The sequence below is a fragment of the Jiangella ureilytica genome, assembly GCF_004348545.1.
Taxonomy (GTDB): domain Bacteria; phylum Actinomycetota; class Actinomycetes; order Jiangellales; family Jiangellaceae; genus Jiangella; species Jiangella ureilytica.
Map to the genome: position 1 here is coordinate 19633 of NZ_SMKL01000047.1, position 18764 is coordinate 38396.

The 18764-nt window shown below is 72.9% G+C and carries 15 protein-coding genes; 5 read left to right on the forward strand and 10 right to left on the reverse strand.

Going from position 1 to position 18764, the window contains the following annotated elements:
- Positions 1–61: 61 nt before the first annotated feature.
- Together E1212_RS19410 and E1212_RS19415 are read left to right on the forward strand one after the other, a co-directional pair.
- Complete coding sequence (locus E1212_RS19410; RefSeq protein WP_131985465.1) at positions 62–1573, forward strand: CCA tRNA nucleotidyltransferase; 1512 nt, start codon at positions 62–64, stop codon at positions 1571–1573.
- The gene (locus E1212_RS19415; protein ID WP_203417014.1) at positions 1570–1935 is read left to right on the forward strand and encodes a DUF3054 domain-containing protein; all 366 of its coding nucleotides are present in this window, start codon (positions 1570–1572) and stop codon (positions 1933–1935) included. Before E1212_RS19410 ends, E1212_RS19415 begins: the two co-directional genes overlap by 4 nt.
- A gap of 109 nt (positions 1936–2044) precedes the next feature.
- On the opposite strand, the gene E1212_RS19420 is transcribed toward E1212_RS19415, so the two are convergent.
- The 9 genes from E1212_RS19420 to E1212_RS19460 form a co-directional block, all read right to left on the reverse strand.
- Complete coding sequence (locus tag E1212_RS19420; protein WP_203417015.1) at positions 2045–3082, reverse strand: NAD-dependent epimerase/dehydratase family protein; 1038 nt, start codon at positions 3080–3082, stop codon at positions 2045–2047.
- Between the two features lie 61 nt (positions 3083–3143).
- A complete protein-coding gene (locus tag E1212_RS19425) occupies positions 3144–3986 on the reverse strand; it encodes a hypothetical protein (RefSeq protein WP_131985467.1) in 843 nt (280 codons plus the stop codon).
- A gap of 42 nt (positions 3987–4028) precedes the next feature.
- The gene (locus E1212_RS19430) at positions 4029–5633 is read right to left on the reverse strand and encodes a hypothetical protein (protein ID WP_131985469.1); all 1605 of its coding nucleotides are present in this window, start codon (positions 5631–5633) and stop codon (positions 4029–4031) included.
- Positions 5634–5679: 46 nt separating this feature from the next.
- On the reverse strand, positions 5680–6276 hold the full coding sequence (locus tag E1212_RS19435) for a GTP-binding protein (RefSeq protein WP_131985471.1): 597 nt from the start codon (positions 6274–6276) through the stop codon (positions 5680–5682).
- Positions 6257–6619 (reverse strand): DUF742 domain-containing protein, encoded by a 363-nt coding sequence (locus E1212_RS19440; protein ID WP_119658870.1) that lies wholly within the window; start codon positions 6617–6619, stop codon positions 6257–6259. Before E1212_RS19440 ends, E1212_RS19435 begins: the two co-directional genes overlap by 20 nt.
- Before the next feature lie 86 nt (positions 6620–6705).
- On the reverse strand, positions 6706–7101 hold the full coding sequence (locus E1212_RS19445) for a roadblock/LC7 domain-containing protein (protein WP_046767008.1): 396 nt from the start codon (positions 7099–7101) through the stop codon (positions 6706–6708).
- Positions 7098–10310 (reverse strand): sensor histidine kinase, encoded by a 3213-nt coding sequence (locus E1212_RS19450; protein WP_131985473.1) that lies wholly within the window; start codon positions 10308–10310, stop codon positions 7098–7100. The genes E1212_RS19445 and E1212_RS19450 overlap by 4 nt, the downstream gene beginning before the upstream one ends.
- Positions 10311–10653: 343 nt before the next feature.
- Complete coding sequence (locus E1212_RS19455) at positions 10654–11733, reverse strand: inositol-3-phosphate synthase (RefSeq protein ID WP_131985475.1); 1080 nt, start codon at positions 11731–11733, stop codon at positions 10654–10656.
- The gene (locus E1212_RS19460; RefSeq protein WP_131985477.1) at positions 11730–12377 is read right to left on the reverse strand and encodes a PadR family transcriptional regulator; all 648 of its coding nucleotides are present in this window, start codon (positions 12375–12377) and stop codon (positions 11730–11732) included. The genes E1212_RS19455 and E1212_RS19460 overlap by 4 nt, the downstream gene beginning before the upstream one ends.
- A 357-nt stretch (positions 12378–12734) precedes the next feature.
- Between E1212_RS19460 and E1212_RS19465 the strand changes: the two genes are divergently transcribed.
- Genes E1212_RS19465 through E1212_RS19475 form a run of 3 tightly spaced genes read left to right on the forward strand, consistent with a single transcriptional unit; the run spans position 12735 to position 17724 of the window.
- Positions 12735–15098: a transglycosylase domain-containing protein gene (locus E1212_RS19465; RefSeq protein WP_131985479.1), complete on the forward strand. Its 2364-nt coding sequence runs from the start codon at positions 12735–12737 to the stop codon at positions 15096–15098.
- A 47-nt stretch (positions 15099–15145) separates the two neighbouring features.
- Positions 15146–16585 (forward strand): glycosyltransferase family 87 protein, encoded by a 1440-nt coding sequence (locus E1212_RS19470; RefSeq protein ID WP_131985481.1) that lies wholly within the window; start codon positions 15146–15148, stop codon positions 16583–16585.
- Positions 16582–17724 (forward strand): glycosyltransferase family 39 protein, encoded by a 1143-nt coding sequence (locus tag E1212_RS19475; RefSeq protein WP_131985483.1) that lies wholly within the window; start codon positions 16582–16584, stop codon positions 17722–17724. Before E1212_RS19470 ends, E1212_RS19475 begins: the two co-directional genes overlap by 4 nt.
- Here E1212_RS19475 and E1212_RS19480 read toward each other — a convergent pair.
- On the reverse strand, positions 17721–18761 hold the full coding sequence (locus tag E1212_RS19480; RefSeq protein ID WP_131985485.1) for an alanine racemase: 1041 nt from the start codon (positions 18759–18761) through the stop codon (positions 17721–17723). The genes E1212_RS19475 and E1212_RS19480 overlap by 4 nt on opposite strands.
- Positions 18762–18764: the final 3 nt, after the last annotated feature.

Below are 18764 nucleotides of genomic sequence, written 5' to 3' on the forward strand. Positions count from 1 at the left end.
GCTGCGCAGGTGCGGATACGCTGGTCGCCGACCGCGTAGGTCTGACGCCGGTCACACAGATATGTGGTTGGGAAGCGCGGCCCTTCGACCCGTAGGCTGGTCCGTCGTGATCGGAACGAAGGAAGCGGCGACCCACGTGCTCTCGAAGGCCCAGCGGCAGGCGGTGCGGCAGCTCCTGCGCATCGCCCCCGTGGCCGACGAGCTCGGGGCCCGGTTCCAGGCCGCCGGGCACGAGCTGGCACTCGTCGGCGGCTCCGTCCGCGACGCCCTGCTCGACCGGCTGGGCCAGGACCTCGACTTCACCACGTCCGCCCGTCCCGAGGAGACGAAGCGGCTGCTGGCGGGTTGGACCGACAACCTCTGGGACGTCGGTCAGAGGTTCGGCACCATCGGCGGTACCAAGGACGGCTTCCTGATCGAGGTCACCACGTACCGCGCCGACAGCTATGACGCGTCCAGCCGCAAGCCTGCGGTCGCCTACGGCGCCTCCATCACCGACGACCTCGTGCGCCGCGACTTCACGGTCAACGCCATGGCGGTGCTGCTGCCCGGCCGAGAGTTCGTCGATCCGCACGGCGGGCTGGCCGACCTCGGCCGCAAGCTCATCCGCACGCCGGGCACGCCCGAGCAGTCGTTCTCCGACGACCCCCTGCGCATGATGCGGGCCGCCCGGTTCGCCTCGCAGCTCGGCTTCGAGGTGGCGCCCGAGGTGGTCGCCGCCATGACCGACATGGCCGGGCGCATCGAGATCGTGTCGGCCGAGCGGGTCCGCGACGAGCTGACGAAGCTGCTCCTCTCGCCCACGCCGCGCACCGGGCTGACCCTGCTGGTCGACACCGGCATCGCCGAGCACGTGCTGCCCGAGCTGCCCGCGCTGCGCCTCGAGATCGACGAGCACCACCGGCACAAGGACGTCTACGAGCACTCGCTGACGGTGCTCGAGCAGGCCATCGAGCTGGAGCGGCGGCTGCCCGGCGGCGGCCCCGACCTCGTCACCCGGCTGGCCGCGTTGCTGCACGACATCGGCAAGCCCCGCACGCGCAAGTTCGAGCCCGGCGGCGGCGTGAGCTTCCACCACCACGACGTCGTCGGCGCGAAGATGGCGCGCAAGCGGCTCACGGCGCTGCGCTACCCGACCGCCGTCATCGACGACGTCGCCGCCCTCATCCAGCTGCACCTGCGCTTCCACGGCTACCGCGGCGGCGAGTGGACCGACTCCGCGGTGCGCCGCTACGTCCGCGACGCCGGCGCCGAGCTGGAGCGGCTGCACGTCCTGACCCGCGCCGACTCCACGACCCGCAACCGGCGCAAGGCACTGGCCTTGCAGCAGTCGTACGACAGCCTCGAGGAGCGCATCGCCCGCCTGGCCGAGGAGGAGGAACTGGCCGCCATCCGGCCCGACCTCGACGGCAACCAGATCATGCAGATCCTGGGCATCCGCCCGGGGCCGCTAGTCGGCCGGGCGTACAACCACCTGCTCGAGATCAGGCTCGACCGCGGCGTGCTCTCCGAGGACGACGCTCGCGCGGAGCTGCTGCGGTGGTGGTCCGAGCAGCCCGAGAGCTCCTCGTGAGAGCCCGGCCCGCGCTGCTCCTCGACGTCGCGCTCGTGCTGTTGTTCGTGCTGATCGGCCGGCGCACGCACGACGACCCGCTGTCGCTGGTGGGGTTGGCGCGCACCGCGTGGCCGTTCGCGGCCGGGGTGGCCGCCGGGTGGGTGGTGGCGGTGCTGCGGCGCCGGCCACCGGCGGCGCTGGTCACCGGCGTGACGGTGTGGGTGGCGACGGTCGCCGTGGGGATGCTGCTGCGCGCGGCCTCCGGGCAGGGGACGGCGGTGTCCTTCGTCGTGGTCGCGACCGTGGTACTCGGCGCGTTCCTGGTCGGCTGGCGCGGCTTGGCCGCTCGCCTCCCCGCCGACCCCGCACAGCCCCGTTGATCTTGGAGTTGTTCGCCCATCTGCCGGATATTTCACCCACGATTGCCGAAGAACTCCAAGATCAACGGGAGTCGGGCGCGGGCCGGGCCGGCGCGGCCCGCCTGAGCCGTCAGGGCAGCGTCGCCAGCAGGTCGTCCTCCGCCGCGTAGTCGTCCATGGCCTCGCCGTAGTACTGCGCCAGCAGGGGAAAGGCCTCACGCCAGGGCTGGTGGGCGAGTCGCTCGCGCAGCCAGGCCGACGTGTCGACGACGGCATCGGCGTAGCTCGTGACCGGGGTGTAGCCCAGCTCGGCCGCGGCCGCCGTCGTGTCGACCAGGAACGGCCGCGGCACCGACCACGGCGTGCGGCCCACCTTCGACTCCGGCACGGTGCCGCCCAGCGGCACCAGCTCCGGGTCGTGCCCGACGGTGGCGCAGACGGCCCGGACGATCTCGGCGACGGACGGCGGCTCCGGGTCGCCGGCGTTGAGGACGCGGCTGCCGGGCCGGGTGGCCGCGAGGCGGACCAGCTCGGCGAGATTGGGTGCACTGGTGGTGTGGAACCGGCTCTCGCCGCGGTACGCCAGCGGGATGCGCGGGCGGCCGGCCACCGCCCGCAGCAGCGGCCACACCTCGCGGGGGCTGCTGCTGCCCGGCCCGTGGATCGCGCACGGCCGCAGGACCGTGACCGGCAGCCGGCCGTCGTCGAGCAGGGTGGACTCGAGCAGCACCTTCCTCGTCGAGTAGGTGGCCGGACCGGGCGCGACGGTGGCCTGCGTCTCCGGCACGGGCCCGGCGAAGCGCGGGAAGTCGTCCGGCCCGGTCGCCTCGTCGAGGGTGCGGCCGTCGTCGTCGGCGTACACCGAGGCGCTGGACACGACGACCAGCGAGCCGACGTCGCCGGCCAGGCCGAGCAGCAGCCGCGCGTCGGCGTCGTCGTAGGCGACGGTGTCGACCAGCACGTCGGCGCCGCCGGACTCCGCCACCACGGTGGCCAGGTCGGCGCGGTCGGCCCGCCGCTCGACGACGCCGCGCCCGGCCCAGCCGGACGGCGGCGGTGTGCTGCCGCGCTGCACGGCGGTGACGGTCCAGCCGTCGTCGAGCAGGGACTCCACGGTGGCGCGGCCGATCTGGCCGGTGCCGCCGACGACGATCGCGTGACCGCTCATGGCGCCCGACGCTAGCCAGCCGGCCGGGCGCCCGTCACGGTTCCTTCGCTGACGGCAGAGGTCACTCGGCCGGCCGCAGGGCGGCGCTCACCCGGACGACGCCGGGCCCGTACTGCTGGTCCAGCTGTTCCTGCAGGCCATCGTCGACGAACACGTCGAGGAGGACCACGTTGGCGGTGGCTTCGGGGCCGACGCTCGTCAGATGCGGGACGGAGCCGACCAGTTCCTCCTGGATCGCGGTCAGTTCCCGCATGCTGCGTTCTGCCGCGCTGACGCACAGCGGGCCGCCCCACATGCTGCGCAGCTCGGCCTCGTGCCGCTCGAGGTCGCCGGTGAACCGGACGTTGAGGACGGCGGGTTCGACGGAGGTGTCGATCCAGGTGCCGGCCCAGTCGGCCTGCGCTCCCGTGTAGGCGCCGATCGACGCCTGGCCGGCGTCGGTGGCCGTGGCGGGATCGACCACGGCCCAGCCGCCCGGCGGTGGCTCACACGGAGTCGTGAAGTCGGGCAGTGCGTCGTCGGGGACCATGGGCGAGGTGGCGGCACCGGCCAGCGGCGGCTCGGTGAGGGTCAGCGTGGTGCCGTCCCAGGTGCCGGTGACGGAGTAGAACCCCCAGGTGACACCGTCGACCGTCTCGGCGTCGGGCGCCTCGTCCCAGTTCCAGCCGGCGACATCGGGACCGCCACACTGCGGCGGCAGCGATGACGCCACGGCGGTGCACAGCTGCGGGCCGTGCTCGGCGTTCTCGAGGACGGTGAAGATCCCGGTGTAGAGCCGACCGGAGTCGTCTGACGACGGCGCGTCCGACGGCGAGGCGCTGACCGGCGCCTCCTCGTCGCCGCAAGCGGCGAGCAGCAGGGCCGCGACCGGCGCGGCGACGACGATCCACCCGAAGTGACGCATGCCACTTGGACGTCGGCCGAGGCCGGCGCGTTCCGGCCGGCATCAGTCCGCCGGCTCCAGCAGCGCCTCGACCCGTACGACGCCGGGCCCGTACTGCTCGTCGAGCCGCTCCTGCAGGCCGTCGTCGACGATCACCTGGATCCACGCCGCGTTGGCCGGCGACTCGACCGTCCAGGCGAGGGCACCGTGGTCGGCCGCGATCTCGGCGGCGATGGCCTCCATCTCCTGCTCGCTGCGCTCGGCCGGGCTGACGCAGATGGCGCCGCCGTACAGGCTCCGGAGCGCGGCCTCGTGGGTGGCGAGATCGCCGGTGAACCGCACGTTCACGACCACTTCGGCCGGCGCCGTCGCCGACCGGTCCTCCGGCGGCACGTCCTGGTCCAGCCAGGAGTCGACGTAGCCGGGTTCGGCCAGGGCGTAGGCGTAGGCGCGGTCGAAGTCGGCGGCGTGCGTCAGGGCGCCGTCGACGATGGCCCAGCCGCCGGGCGGGGTGGGGCAGGACGTGTCGAAGCGCTGGCTCAGGTCTTCCGGCGGGCCGGGCGGAGGCGGCGGTTCGGGCGGCGCGGTCAGCGTCAGCGCGGTGCCGTCCCAGGTTCCCCTGATGCGGTACTCGCCCCAGGTCACGCCGCGGGAGGATTCCTCGCCCTCGACGTCGTCCCACGACCAGCCGCGCAGCTCGAAGCCCCCGCCGCACCCGGGCGGGTAGGACTGCATGACCATCGAGCAGGCATGGGGCACGCCGCGCGGCGACTCGATGACGGTGAAGGTGCCCGTGTAGATCGTCGGCGCGTCGTCGGGCGGCACCGGCCGCAGTGCGGCGGTCACCCGGACCGTGCCGGGGCCGTAGGTGTCGTCGAGCCGCTCCTGCAGGCCGTCGTCGACCAGCGCCTCGACCTCGACGAGGTTCTCGGGCTCGGAGATGCCGGCCGAGAAGATGCCGAACTCGCCGCCCAGCTCCGCCTGGATCTCCTCCAGCCGGCTGTGCGGGTGCCGGGCCGGCGTGACGCAGAGCGCGCCGCCCCAGACCTCGCGCAGGTCCGCCTCGCTCGCCGCGAGGTCGCCGGTGAAGGCGACGTTGAGGATGGCCGCCGCCGCGGCCGCCGACGGCGGGGCGCCCGGCGGCTGCTCCACGGAGCGGTCGACCCACAGCCCGCCGTAGCCGGGGAGGGTCTCGGCGTACCGGACGACGGCGTCGAGTGCCTCGGTGCTCGCGGTGGGGGCATCGAGGAGCACCCAGCCGCCACTGGGTGCCGGGCAGGGGGTGTCGAGCAGGACGTCGAGATCCGGCCGCTCGTCGCCCGGGCCGGGCGGTGCCGGCGGGCCGGCCGGCTCGGTCAGCGTGAACGCGGTGCCGTCGAACGTCCCGGTGAGGGTGTAGTCGCCCCAGCTGACGCCGCGGGCCGTCTCGTGGTCGACGTCGTCCCAGTTCCAGTTGACGATGTCGGGCCCGCCGCACTGCGGCGGCAGGCTCGAAAGGGCGCCGCCGGGACAGAGCTGCGGGCCGTGCTCGGCGTTCTCGAGCACGGTGAACGTGCCGGTGTAGCGCTGCTCCCCCGCGGGCGAGGCCGCATCGCCGGGATCGGCGTCCGCGGCCGTGCACGCCGTCAGGGTGGCGACGAGACCGGCCAGCCACTCCCTGTGACGCATGTCACTAGGACGGACGTCGCGCGCGGGAAGTTCCCGGCGAACCGTCTCAGGTCTGCTGGATCAGGGACATGGCGTGCTCGACGAGCGTGACGAGCACGGCCTTGACCGACTCGCGCTCGCGGGCGTCGGTGACGACGAACGGAACCTCGGGACCGACCTGGAGTGCATCGCGGACGTCCTCGACGTCGTGCTCCTGGATGCCGTTGAAGGCATTGAGGGCGACGACGAACGGGATGCCCCGCTGTTCGACGTAGTCGATGGCGCCGAAGCAGTCGGCCAGCCGGCGCGTGTCGACGAGCACCACGGCGCCGATGGCCCCTCGGGTGATGTCGTCCCACATGAACCAGAAGCGGTTCTGGCCCGGCGTGCCGAACAGGTAGAGCACGAGGTCGTCGGCCAGCGTGATGCGGCCGAAGTCCATGGCGACCGTCGTGGTGCGCTTCTCGGGCAGCATGGAGAGGTCGTCGACGCTGGTCGATGCCTCGGTCATGAGTGCCTCGGTGCGCAGCGGCTCGATCTCGCTCACCGCGCCCACGAAGGTCGTCTTGCCCACGCCGAAGCCGCCGGCCACGACGATCTTGACCGACAGCGCGTCTTGGTCGGCCTGTGTGCCGCCAGACACCTCAGAGTCGACGAAGGCCATCCCTCACCCTTTCCAGCACGCTCAAGTTCCGTGCCGGCTCCGCGGAGCCGGCGAAAGCCGCGTGCGGGTCAGCGACCCGCACGAGTCCCTCGGTCTCGAGATCCGCGACGAGCACTCTGGCCACGCCGAGCGGCATCGAGACGATGGCAGCCACCTCTGCCACGGACCGTGGCGAGTGGCACAGCCGGAGGATGCGTTCCCGCTCCGGCTCCGGGTCGGCACCGTGGGTGCGGCCGTCCTTGGTGGTCGAGACGAGAGCCTCGATGGCGATGTCCTGTACCGGACGCGTGCGCCCACGCGTGGCCAGGTACGGCCGTACCCGCCGGCCGTCAGGTGCCGCCATCGTTACCTCCAGACCATCCAGGGACCATGGATCGTGGTCGTGCTGACCCGATCCCTACCACATCCGGCGCACGTGCACGGTGTTTCTCACCCCACCCGCGTGGCCGGGTTGAGCACGGCACCGACGCGCTCGACGAGCAGTGCCATCTCGTAGCCGACCTGACCGAGGTCGGCGGTGGACGCCGCGAGCACCGCAAGGTGCGCGCCGTCGCCGACGGCCATGACGAGCAGGAAGCCGTTGGACATCTCGACCAGGGTCTGCTGGACCTCGCCGGCGCCCAGGATCAGCGAGGCGCCGACCGTGAGACTGGCCAGTCCGGACACCACCGCCGCGAGCTGCTCGCCGCGCTCGCGCGGCATGCCCGTGGAGCCGGCCAGGTGCAGACCGTCGGCGGACACCACCACCGCGTGCGCGGCTCCTGTGGTGCGGTCGACGAATCGGTCGAGCAGCCAGCCGAGCTCGTCGCTGGAGGCGTTGGTCACGAATCGCTCCTCTCGGGGTCGCTGGGTCGCTTGGGCACCCAGCCACCGGTTTCCTCCCGGCCGCGCCCGACACCTCGCTGCAGGCTGGCCAGTGTCGAGGCCACGTTACTCGCGTCCTTCGCCGCGGCCGCGGGCCTCCGGGTCCGTTCCGTCTCGTTCAGCTCACCGATGGAGCCGGGCACCAGCGAGGCGCCGCGCCGGCGCAGCGGCAGGCCGGACGCGCTGAGCGCGGGCTCGACCTCGACCGGCTCGGGCGCCGGGGCCGGAGCCGGAGCCTCGCGACCCGCGGCCCAGCCGGAGCCGATCTGCGGAGACGTGGAGATCGGCTCGGTGTCGCGCTGACCCGCACGGGCGCTGGCGGCCTCTTCGGCCGACTTCAGCGCCTCGGCGGCACGCCGCCAGCCCTCGTCGGCCGGGCTGGACCAGTCGGTGGACGGGCTGCTGGACCGGCTGAACCAGGCCGAGGCGACGGAGTCGTAGATGGGCGAGTCGCTGTCGGGCAGGACCGGCTCGGGCGCCCGCAGCGAGGCCCGGCCGGCGGGCGCCGCGGCCGGGGCCGGCGGGACGACGGGAGCGGGCGGCTGCGGTGCCGGCGGGCGGACCTCGGGACGCGGCTCGCGGGTCGGCAGCGCCGATCCGTTGGTCCCGTTGGTCAGCGGTGCGCGCCAGGACTCGTCGGACCGGGTGCCGTGGTCGGTGGAGAACCGCCGCTCACCGGTGTCGCTCAGCCGCCGCTCGCCGGTGTCGCCGAGGCGACGCTCGGCGGTGTCACCGAGCCGGTGCTCGCCGGTGTCGGACGGCTGGAAGCGGGTCTCGGCCGTGATGGGCGGGACCCGGTGCTCGCCGGTGTCGGCACGCAGGCGCGACTCCTCGGGGCTCGGCCAGGTGGGCCGGCCGGCGTCCATGGCGGGCGCGGGGTCGGCCGGGGCCGGCTCGTCGAACCGGCCGTTGACCTCGACCGGGAAGCGGACCTCGTCGGGCCGCTCCTCGGAGCGCCGCGGCAGGCCGGTGGTCGACGGCAGCGGGAGCGACGGCGAGGAGTCGTCGCGGCGGTACGGCGACGAGCCGCTGTCGAGGCTCCACGCGTCGAGGCCGGACGACTTCGGGCCCGGGGTGTCGGCCGTCACCGGGCTGAGGACGCCCTCACTGGTGTCGAGCGGGGAGAGGATGAGATGCGCGGGGAGGTCGACCTGCGCGGCCGTGCCGCCCTCGGGGACCGCCTCGAGACGCACCTGGATGCCGTGCTTGGCCGCCAGGCGGGCGACCACGTAGAGACCCAGGGTCCGCGAGGCCGCGACGTCGATGTCGCCGACGTTGCGCAGACGGTCGTTGAGCTCGTCGAGCTGCCCGGCCGGGATGCCCAGGCCGGAGTCGGTGACCTGCAGGCGCAGGCCGCCGCCCAGCAGCGGCTGGCTGGTCACCCGGACCGGCGTGGCCGGGGCGGAGAACTCGGTGGCGTTGTCGATCAGCTCGGCCAGCAGATGGGCGATGTCGTCGACGGCGCTGGCGGTGATGAGGTCGGTCGGCATGACGCCGAACTTCACCCGCGGGTACTGCTCGACCTCGCCGACCGCGGTGCGGACGACATCGAGGACGCCGGCCGCGCTGGTGTGCTTGCGCATCTCCTCGACGCCCGCGAGGACCAGGAGGCTCTCGGCGTGGCGGCGGACGCGGGTGGCCATGTGGTCGATGCGGAACAGTGTGCTCAGCTGGTCGGGGTCGCGCTCGCGCTGCTCGAGACCCTCGATCTCGCCGAGCTGGCGGTCGATCAGCGACTGCGTGCGGCGGGAGAGGTTGACGACGATGGTGTCGAGGTTCTGCCGCAGCATGGCCTGCTCGGCGGCGACCCGGACGGCCGTGGAGTGGACGTCGTTGAACGCCGTGGCGACCTGGCCGATCTCGTCGCGTCCTTCGGCCTCGACGGCGTCGGGCAGGTTGCGGGCGGCCGCCGGGCCGTCCTTGTGCACGCGGTCGACCAGCGCCGGCAGCTGCGTCTGCGCGGTCTCGAGCGCCGAGGCGCGCAGGCGGCGCAGCGGGCCGATGATGGACCGCGCCACGACGATGGCGAGGTAGACGGTGAGGCCGAGGACCGCGAGTACGGCCAGGGCGCTGAGCAGTGCCGTCACCCGGGCGCCGTCGGTGCGGTCGGCCGCCAGGGTGAGTACCGTGTTGCCGGTGTCGTCCTGGACCTCGCGCAGCGCGTCGAGCCGCTCGGTGGAGGCCTGGTACCACTGCTCCTTGGTCGCGCGTGGTACGGCGCCGGCCTGGATGTCGGCGCGGGTCTCGCCGACCAGGCGGTTGCCCTCGGTGATCTGGTTGGAGAACAGGCGGGCCTGCTCGGTGAACCCGAGGCCGCGGAGGAACCGCCCCTCGAGCAGCAGGTCCTGTTCACCCTGCAGGACGACGACCTGGTCACGCTGGGCGGTGGTCAGGGCGGCATCGCCGCCGACGAAGTAGGACACCAGGCCGCGCTCCATGGACGCGGACTCGACCGCCTGGGCGATGTCGGCCAGCGCGGAGATCTGGCGGGAGAGTGTGGAGTCCTCGGTGCCCGCGGCGGACGAGATGGCCAGCCGCTGCAGCGTCTGGGCGAACCGCTGGTAGCCGTTGGTGCCGGCGTCGTAGAGCGGGTCGTTCTCGTCGCGCTGGCCGCGGTAGCCGCCGAGCCGGCCCATCTCGCGGTCGAACGCGAGGACGGAGGCCTCGAAGGCGCTGCCGAGGTCGTCGCCGCGGCGTTGGTCGACCTCGTCGGCGAGCGAGGCCAGGGCGGCGTCGGTGGCGGCCCGCGCGTCAGCGACCGCGCCGGCGCCGGCGACCGGGGCCTCGCCGTTGGGGCCCGTGGTGGCGAGTCCGGTGACGTCGCGCTCGTCCTGCAGGGTCTCGAGCGCCTGCAGGGACACCATGCCCAGCTCGGCCAGGCTCTCGGTGCGGGAGGCGGACGACGCCTCGTCGAGGGCGCTCTTGAAGAAGAGGGTGCCGAGCACGAGCGTGCCCAGCAGCGGGAGGAGGACCAGCGCGGCGACGCGCGAGCGGACGCTGCGGTCGTGCAGGAAGGAGTGCCAGAACGACTGCGAGCGCTCCCCGTCGGCTCCGCCCTCCTTCGCACGACCGGACTTCACGGATGGGCGCAGGTCGGCTGGGCGCAGGTTCGCGCGCGCCCGCTTCGTGGCGCCGTCGTTGCTACGGCGTCCTCGGGCGGTCCGCGTCATCGATGATCCTTCCTCTGTCGTCCCCCATGGCCGCTCGCCGGTGAGCGTCACAGGCTCCTCGTGGCCGCCGTCGTGCTCCGGGACGCACACGCGCCGCTAGACGACGCTTGCTGCCCGGCAGCGTTCTGTCAATAGGCGACCGGTGGGTGAAACACCTCAATCTGGCACACGTTCCCAGCGGAGCATGACGGAAATGGTAGACGAGCCACGTCAAACCGCCGCACCGACGACGGGAATCTCATGCCCGTTCGGCCGACCAGGGCATCGTCCCAACGCCCGGTTCGCCGAGCGAAAGGAGCCGGCACCCCCGAGGGTACCGGCTCCCGTCGCGATTCGTGGTGCGTCAGCGCTCGATCTCGCCGCGGATGAACTGCTCGACCTTCTCGCGGCACACGTCGTCGGAGTACTGCTCCGGCGGCGACTTCATGAAATAGGACGACGCCGACAGGATCGGGCCGCCGATGCCGCGGTCCATGGCGATCTTGGCGGCGCGCAGCGCGTCGATGACGATGCCGGCCGAGTTCGGGGAGTCCCAGACCTCGAGCTTGTACTCCAGGTTCAGCGGGACGTCGCCGAAGTTGCGGCCCTCGAGCCGGATGAACGCCCACTTGCGGTCGTCGAGCCACTGGACGTAGTCGGACGGGCCGATGTGCACGTTGCGCGGCTCGAGGCCGTCGACCAGCTGCGAGGTGACGGACTGCGTCTTGGAGATCTTCTTGGACTCCAGCCGCTCGCGCTCGAGCATGTTCTTGAAGTCCATGTTGCCGCCGACGTTGAGCTGGTAGGTGCGGTCGACGGTGACGCCGCGGTCCTCGAACAGCTTGGCCAGCACGCGGTGCGTGATGGTGGCGCCGATCTGGGACTTGATGTCGTCGCCCACGATCGGGACGCCCGCGGCGGTGAACTTGTCCGCCCACTCCGGGGTGCCGGCGATGAAGACCGGCAGGCAGTTGACGAACCCGACGCCGGCGTCGATGGCGGCCTGCGCGTAGAACTTGGCGGCCTCCTCCGAGCCGACCGGCAGGTAGCAGACCAGCACGTCGACCTTGGCGGCCTTGAGCGCGGCGACGACGTCGACCGGCTCGCTCTCGTCCTCGACGATGGTCTCGCGGTAGTACTTGCCCAGGCCGTCGAGCGTGTGTCCACGCTGCACGACGACACCCGTGGGCGGCACGTCGCAGATCTTGATGGTGTTGTTCTCGCTGGCGCCGATCGCGTCGGCGAGGTCCTGCCCGACCTTCTTGGCGTCGACGTCGAACGCGGCGACGAACTCGACGTCACGGACGTGGTAGTCGCCGAACTGGACGTGCATCAGGCCGGGGACCTTCGTCGCCGGGTCGGCGTCGCGGTAGTAGTGGACGCCTTGCACGAGCGAGGCGGCGCAGTTGCCCACGCCGACGATGCCAACACGTACCGAGCTCATCGGCCGTTCTCTCCTTCGTTTCCGGTGACGGGTGCCGGTGGCTGACCGGCCCCAGGGGTGGGCGTGGCGCCCGGTGACGGGTCCATCGAGCGCTGTTCCGCGCTGATCAGGCCGTCGAGCCACTTGACCTCGCGCTCGACCGACTCGAGGCCGTGGCGCTGGAGCTCCACCGTGTAGGCGTCGAGCCGCTCGCGGGTCCGCGACAGCGACGTGCGGAACTGATCGAGCTTCTCCTGCAGCCGGCTGCGCCGGCCGATGAGGATTCGCAGGCGGGTATCGGCGTCGGCCCGCCCGAAGAAGGCGAAGTGCACGCCGAAGTGCTCGTCGTCCCAGGCCGACGGTCCGGTCTGGGTGAGCAGCTCGGCGAAGCGCTCCTTGCCCTCCGGGGTGAGCCGGTAGGCGATGCGGCCACGGCGGCCGCTGCGGTGGGAGGCCGGCGGCACCATGGTGTCGACGGGCTCGTCCTCCGCCAGGTAGTTCAGCCGCACCATCGCCTTGAGGGTCGGATACAAGGTGCCGTACGAGAACGCTCGCCCCCACCCCAGCAGCGAGTTCACCCTCTTGCGCAGCTCGTAGCCGTGCAGCGGCGCGTCGTGCAGCAGGCCCAGGACGGCCAGCTCCAGCGCCTCCGCGCGTTTGCCCACGAGGTACGCTCCCTTGCATCGTTGACGAATCGATGTATCGAACCGATACATCATGTCGATAGCTCAGGACGATAGAACGTCCCGGCCGCGAACTGCAAGTGACCCGTCGGCCATCGCGTGACGGGTGGGACGGCTGTGCCGTCACGAGCGGGTGTGAACAGCCGGGTGGAGAGCAGGATTGAGGCGATCGACCGTGGAGCGTCGTAGGCTCTGCTTGGATCCGGGGCGCCTCATCGCGCGCTCCGGGCGGCCGATGTCCACCAACCGACCGAGAACTCTGTGACGAACCATGGGCGACGCCGCGCGGGTGGCCGCGCGCGCACTGCCGCGTCCGGCGACGCGGCGTCGAGGACTGCCGTGTCCGCGGGCGCGGTCCCTTCGGCGACCCCTGGAAGCGGCGGCAACGGGGGGAACGGCGGCAGGCGCTATGCCGCCGGCCGCAACGGGAAGAAGGTCGCCAGGGGCAAGCGCAAGGGCTGGCGCCGGTTCGTCTCCTGGAAGGCCTTCGGTCTCTACGCGCTCGGCATGATGCTCCTCGGCGTGGCCGGGGTCGGCATCGCCTACGCCATGACCGACATCCCCGAGGCCAACGCGTTCGCCCGGTCCGAGGCGACGATCGTCTACTGGGCCGACGGCGAGACCGAGCTGGGCCGGTTCAGCGCCGAGAACCGCGAGACGGTCGACATCTCCGAGATCCCGCAGGCCTGCCAGGACGCCGTCGTGGCCGCCGAGGACCGCTCGTTCTACGAGAACAACGGCTTCGACCCGGTCGGCATCATGCGCGCGGGCATCGGCTACGTCCAGAACAACGGATCGACGGCGGCCGGTGGCGGCTCGACCATCACGCAGCAGTACGTCAAGAACTACTACCTGACACAGGAGCAGACCCTCACCCGCAAGGTGCAGGAGCTGTTCATCGCGGTCAAGATCGACCAGCAGCTCGACAAGGACGACATCCTGGCGTCCTACCTCAACACCATCTGGTTCGGCCGCGGCGTCTACGGCATCCAGACCGCCTCGCGCTCCTACTTCGACAAGCCGGTGTCCGAGCTCGACGCCTCGCAGTGCGCGGCGCTGGCCGGCATCCTGCGCTCGCCGACGCGCTACGACCCCACGCTGGGTCCCGAGAACACCGAGCGGTACGAGCGCCGGTTCCAGTACGTCGTCGACGGCATGGTCGACATCGGCAAGCTCGACTCCGCGACGGCCGAGACCCTGGCGCCGCCCGCGGTCGTGCCCGAGCAGAACACCAACCTCTACGGCGGCCCCAACGGCTACCTGCTCGCGCAGGTGCGCGAGGAGCTGCTCGACAACGGCTTCACCGAGAACGAGATCGACACCGGCGGCCTGCGCGTCGTCACCACCTTCGACGCCAAGGCGCAGTCGGCGGCCATCCAGGCGGTCGACGCCGAGCGGCCCAAGGAGCACGCCGACGGCGTCCGCGTCGGCCTCGCGGCGGTCATCCCGGGCGACGGCGCCGTCGTCGCCATGTACGGCGGGCCCGACGCCGTCGCGCAGCCGTTCAACGACGCCATCGACGCCTCCATCCAAGGCGGGTCGGCGGTGAAGCCGTTCACGCTGGCCGCGGCGCTGAGCCAGGGCATCTCACTCGAGAGCCGGTACTCCGGCAACACGCTCACCGACCCGGTCCTCGGGCCGCCGTTGCACAACCAGGGCGACAGGGACTACGGCGAGGCCATCGACCTGGTCACGGCCACCGAGCAGTCGATGAACACCGCGTACGTCGACCTCGCGTTGGACATCGGTGCCGACACCATCGTCGACACCCAGCTGGCCAGTGGCCTGTCCTACGCGGCCGACGAGGAGTCGGACCTGCGCCTGGACCCCCGCGTCACCATCGGCATCGGGCACGTCCGGCCCATCGACATGGCCGAGGCCTACGCCACGCTCGCCGCGGGCGGCCGGCACGCCGACTGGTACACCGTCCGCTCGGTCACCGAGCCCGGCGGCAACGTCCCGTACCGTGTCGAGCCCGCGCCCGAGACCGTCCTCGACCCCGGCGTGGTCGCCGACACCACCTTCGCCCTCAACCGGGTGGTCGAGAACGGCAGCGGCCGCGAGGCGCAGAACCTCAACCGGCCGGCCGCCGGCAAGACCGGCACCCACGAGGACCTCACCGCGTGGTTCTCCGGCTACGTGCCGCAGCTGTCGGCCAGCGTCGCGATCTTCCGTGGCGACGGCGAGACCGCCGGCACCGTCTCCCTCGACGGCGTCGACGGCATGGACACCTTCACCGGCGGCGCGTTCCCGGCCCGCATCTGGACCGCGTTCATGGCCGGCGCGCTCGACGGCATCGAGATCCAGGAGTTTCCCGAGCCGGCCGAGGTCGGCGAGGCGGTCAACCCGACGCCCACCCCCACACCCACGCCCACCGACGAGCCGGGCGACGAGGACGACAACGGCGACAACGGTGACGGCGACGACAACGGCGACAACGGCAACAACGGCGGTGGCAACGGTGGCGGCGAGTCCGGCTCGGACGAGTCCGGCGACGGCGGCACCGACTCCGGCGACGGGGGCACCGACTCCGGTGACGGCGGTGACGAGTCCGGGAACGAGTGGGCCGGCACCGAGGGCGGAACCGACGGTGGCACGGACCCACCGCCCGACGAGCCCACCGACGAACCGACGGGCGACCAGAACGGCGGTGGCAACGCCAACGGCGGCGCCTGGGGCGACGCCGGGGGCGCGGACCGCTGACGACCGTGCGCCGGTAGCGCGATGCTGCTCGTCTAGGCTGTCGCTTCGTGTCCGTGACGCCGCAGCGCCGCGAGGGTTCCGCCGCGCCGAGTCGTGAGGATCCCGTCGTCGCGGCGATGAGCGAGGTGGTGGGCGGTTCGTTCGGCCGCCGGGCCGCGCTGCCACGGCGCTGGTGGGGTCCGCTGCGCGTCGCGCTGGCGGTCGCCGTCGTCATGCTGGCCCTGGGGTTCCTGGCCGACCAGCCGTGCCGCGCCGGCGGCTGGGCCGACCGCGCCGACCGGTCGATGTGGACCTCGCTCTGCTACAGCGACGTCGCGTTCCTGTACCGCGAGCGCGGGTTCGCCGACGCCCTGCTGGCCTACCGCGAGAGCCTGCTCGAGTACCCGGTGCTGACCGGCGCCGTCATGCAGGTGACGGCACCGGTGGCGGCCGCGCTGACCGACTGGTACGGCGGCGCGGTCGGGGTGACGGCCGGGCTCGCCCCCGACGTCGCCGAGAGCGTGACGTTCTTCGACCTCACCGCGGTGCTCATGGCGGTGTGCGCCCTCGGCGTCGTGGCGGTGACCGCGCGCACGGAGCGGCGCCGGCCGTGGGACGCGGTGCTCGTGGCGGCGTCGCCGGTGCTGCTGCTCAGCGCCAACGTCAACTGGGACCTGCTGGCGGTGCTGCTGACCTCGCTGGCACTGCTGGCGTGGAGCCGGCAGCGGCCGGTGCTCGCCGGCGTGCTGATCGGGCTGGGCGCGGCGGCGAAGCTCTACCCGGCGCTGCTGCTGGGCGTCCTGGTGCTGGTGGCGCTGCGGGCGCCGGAGCGGCGGGCCGCCCTGCGCGACGCCGGCGTGGCCATCGCGGGCGCCGTCGTCGCCTGGTGCGCGGTGAACCTGCCGGTGGCGTGGTGGGCACCCACGGGCTGGCGGGAGTTCTTCGCGTTCAATGCCGACCGCGCGGCCGACTTCGGCTCGACCTGGTACGCGCTGGACCTGCTCTCGCCGGACCTGCTGCCCGAGCGGGTGGACGATCTCGTCGTGGTGGCCGCGGCGGCGCTGCTGGTGCTCATCGCCGCGCTCGCGCTGACGGCGCCCGTCCCGCCGCGCGTCGCCCAGCTGGCCTTCCTCGCGGTGGCCGCCTTCCTGCTGGTGAACAAGGTGTGGTCGCCGCAGTACTCGCTCTGGCTGCTGCCGCTCGCCGTCCTGGCCCGGCCCCGGGTGCGCGATCTGGCGATCTGGCAGGTGGCCGAGGTGGTGTACTTCGTCTGCGTGTGGCGCTACCTGGGCACGCTGTTCGACCCGAGCGCGCCACTGATCAGCAACGACCAGTACGCTCTGGCGATCGTGCTGCGGATCGCGGGGCTGCTCTGGCTCGTTGTGATGGTCGTGCGTGACATCCGGCATCCCGAAGACGATCCCGTCCGGCGGTTCGTGTCGCCGTCGCCGTCAGTGACGGCGTCCGGGCCCGCGCGGCACCGGCGCGGGCGGGCGGTGCGGGCATGACGGCGCGCGGCCTGGCCGACCGCGCCCGTGCCGTCGACGCCGACTCGCTGGCCGTCTGGGTGGCGAGCCGGGTCTCGATGTGGGTCATCGCCGGCGCCACCGGCTGGATGTTCGTCGCGCCGGGCCAGGACGTCGTTCCCGCGCTGGATCGGTGGCAGCAGTGGGACTTCTGGCACTACGCCGGCATCGCCGTCCACGGGTACGGCGGCGAGCCCACCGGCGTGCCCAACGAGGCGTTCTTCCCCGGCTTCCCCGCGCTGCTCTGGCTCGGCGGCGAGGCCGGCCTGCAGCACGTGTTCACCGGACTGCTGGTGTCGCTGCTGGCCGGCGCCGTGGCGGCACTCGCCCTCGGCCGCATCGGCGAGCTCGAGGGCGGCCAGCGCATCGGGCGGCTCACCGTGCTGGTCTGGGTGACGTCGCCGTCCGCGGTGTTCCTGGCCGCCCCGTACACGGAGTCGCTGTTCCTGGCCTGCGCGCTGCCCGCCTGGCTCGCGGCGCGGCGGCAGCACTGGCTCGCGGCCGGCGTGCTGACGGCGCTGTCGTGCACCATCCGCGTGAGCGGCGTGTTCCTCGCGGTGGCCATCGCCGTCCAGTGGCTGACCACCCGGCGCGAGGCCGTGGCGCAGACCGGTCGGCCGTGGTGGTCGGGTCTGGGCTGGCTGTTCCTGCCGGCGCTGCCGCTGCTGGCGTGGTCGGCGTACCTCGACTCCGAGTCCGGCGACCGGCTGGCCTGGCTGCACGCCCAGGCCGAGGGCTGGGACCGGCACTTCACCTGGCCGTGGACGGCGTTCGACACGACCTGGCAGGCGGCCTTCGGCGGCACGCAGACACCCGGGTTCGCCTGGATGTTCCGGGCCGAGATCGTGGCCATGCTGATCGGCGTCGTGCTGACGGCGGCCCTGCTCTGGTGGCGCCGCTGGGGCGAGGCGACCTGGGTCGGCCTGCAGGTCGTCGCGTTCGGCACGTCGACCTGGTTCTTCTCGGTGCCGCGGGCCACCCTGCTCTGGTGGCCGCTGTGGGTGACCATCGCCCTGCTCGCGGTGAAGCGCCGCTGGGTCCTGTGGGCCTACCTGGCCGTCTCGGTGCCGCTGATGTCGGTCTGGGCGGCCGCCTACCTGACCGGGCGCTGGGCGGGCTAGCCCCAGACGAGGGTGTCGAAGGCGGTCGTGGTGAAGCGGACCTCGACGTCGACCTCGTCGCCCACGACGGGCGGGGTGACGCCGTCGGGGAGCCAGATCATGGAGCACTGCATGTGCGGCGGCTCGGCGAACCAGCGCTGCCGGCCGGCCACCCGGAACGGCGAGAGGGCACGGCCGCCGGCCTCGAGGCCGCCGCGGGCCAGCGCCGTGGCCCGCTGCCGCAGGGTGCTCGCCGCCGTCGGCGCCTGCATGGCGATGCCGTGCGCCGTGCCGCCGGCGACCACCAGCAGGGTGCCGTCGCGGCGGCAGCGGCGCTGGCGGTAGCCGTAGGTCTCGCCGCGGCGCACCCGGTGCACGTCGAGCACCGTCGCCTTGGGCGCCAGGCCCGCGCGGTCGCCGAGCCAGAGCGCCGTCGCGACCCGGAGCCGGATCTCGGCGCCGGTGTCGCGGCCGACGGTGGCGGCATGGGCGGGCGTGAGGTGGCTGACCCAGACGGTGCGTGCGGCGCCCGGCGCGGCCGCGAACGCCTGCCGGGCCAGCGCGGTGGCCTCGGCGGTGTGGTCGCCGGTCAGTGGCAGGTGCAGCGCGAAACCCTCGAACCGCACGGCGTCGATCAGCTTGGCCACCTCGTCCAGCTCGCCGGGGGCGACACCGTGCCGGCGCATGCTGGTGAGGACCTCGACGACGACCCGTGGCCGGGTGTCGCCGGCCGCGAGCCCGCGCAGGTCCTCGAGCCGCGAGACGGTGTGCACGACGCGCTCGTCGCCGGGCGTGGCCGGCCCGGGCCGCCACGGCGTCAGCACGAGGACGTCGCCGCCGAACGCCGCCGCGACGGCCGGGACCTCCTCATAGGTCCCGGCGGCGATCGTGGCCACCCCGAGCCGGGCCGACTCCGCCGCCAGGACGGCGTTGCCGAACCCGTAGCCGTTGCCCTTGGCGACGGGGACGACGGTGACGCCCGCCGCGGCCGCGTTCTCGGTGTAGCGGCGGACCCGCCCGCGCCACTGCTCGGCGGCGATGTGCAACGTGACGGACACGGG

Bases quoted from the DNA above. Each gene is read 5' to 3' on its own strand.
- E1212_RS19410 (WP_131985465.1), top strand. From the start codon at position 62: ATGTGGTTGGGAAGCGCGGCCCTTCGACCCGTAGGCTGGTCCGTCGTG.
- E1212_RS19420 (WP_203417015.1), bottom strand. From the start codon at position 3,082: ATGAGCGGTCACGCGATCGTCGTCGGCGGCACCGGCCAGATCGGCCGC.
- E1212_RS19425 (WP_131985467.1), bottom strand. From the start codon at position 3,986: ATGCGTCACTTCGGGTGGATCGTCGTCGCCGCGCCGGTCGCGGCCCTG.
- E1212_RS19430 (WP_131985469.1), bottom strand. From the start codon at position 5,633: ATGCGTCACAGGGAGTGGCTGGCCGGTCTCGTCGCCACCCTGACGGCG.
- E1212_RS19435 (WP_131985471.1), bottom strand. From the start codon at position 6,276: ATGGCCTTCGTCGACTCTGAGGTGTCTGGCGGCACACAGGCCGACCAA.
- E1212_RS19440 (WP_119658870.1), bottom strand. From the start codon at position 6,619: ATGGCGGCACCTGACGGCCGGCGGGTACGGCCGTACCTGGCCACGCGT.
- E1212_RS19450 (WP_131985473.1), bottom strand. From the start codon at position 10,310: ATGACGCGGACCGCCCGAGGACGCCGTAGCAACGACGGCGCCACGAAG.
- E1212_RS19455 (WP_131985475.1), bottom strand. From the start codon at position 11,733: ATGAGCTCGGTACGTGTTGGCATCGTCGGCGTGGGCAACTGCGCCGCC.
- E1212_RS19475 (WP_131985483.1), top strand. From the start codon at position 16,582: ATGACGGCGCGCGGCCTGGCCGACCGCGCCCGTGCCGTCGACGCCGAC.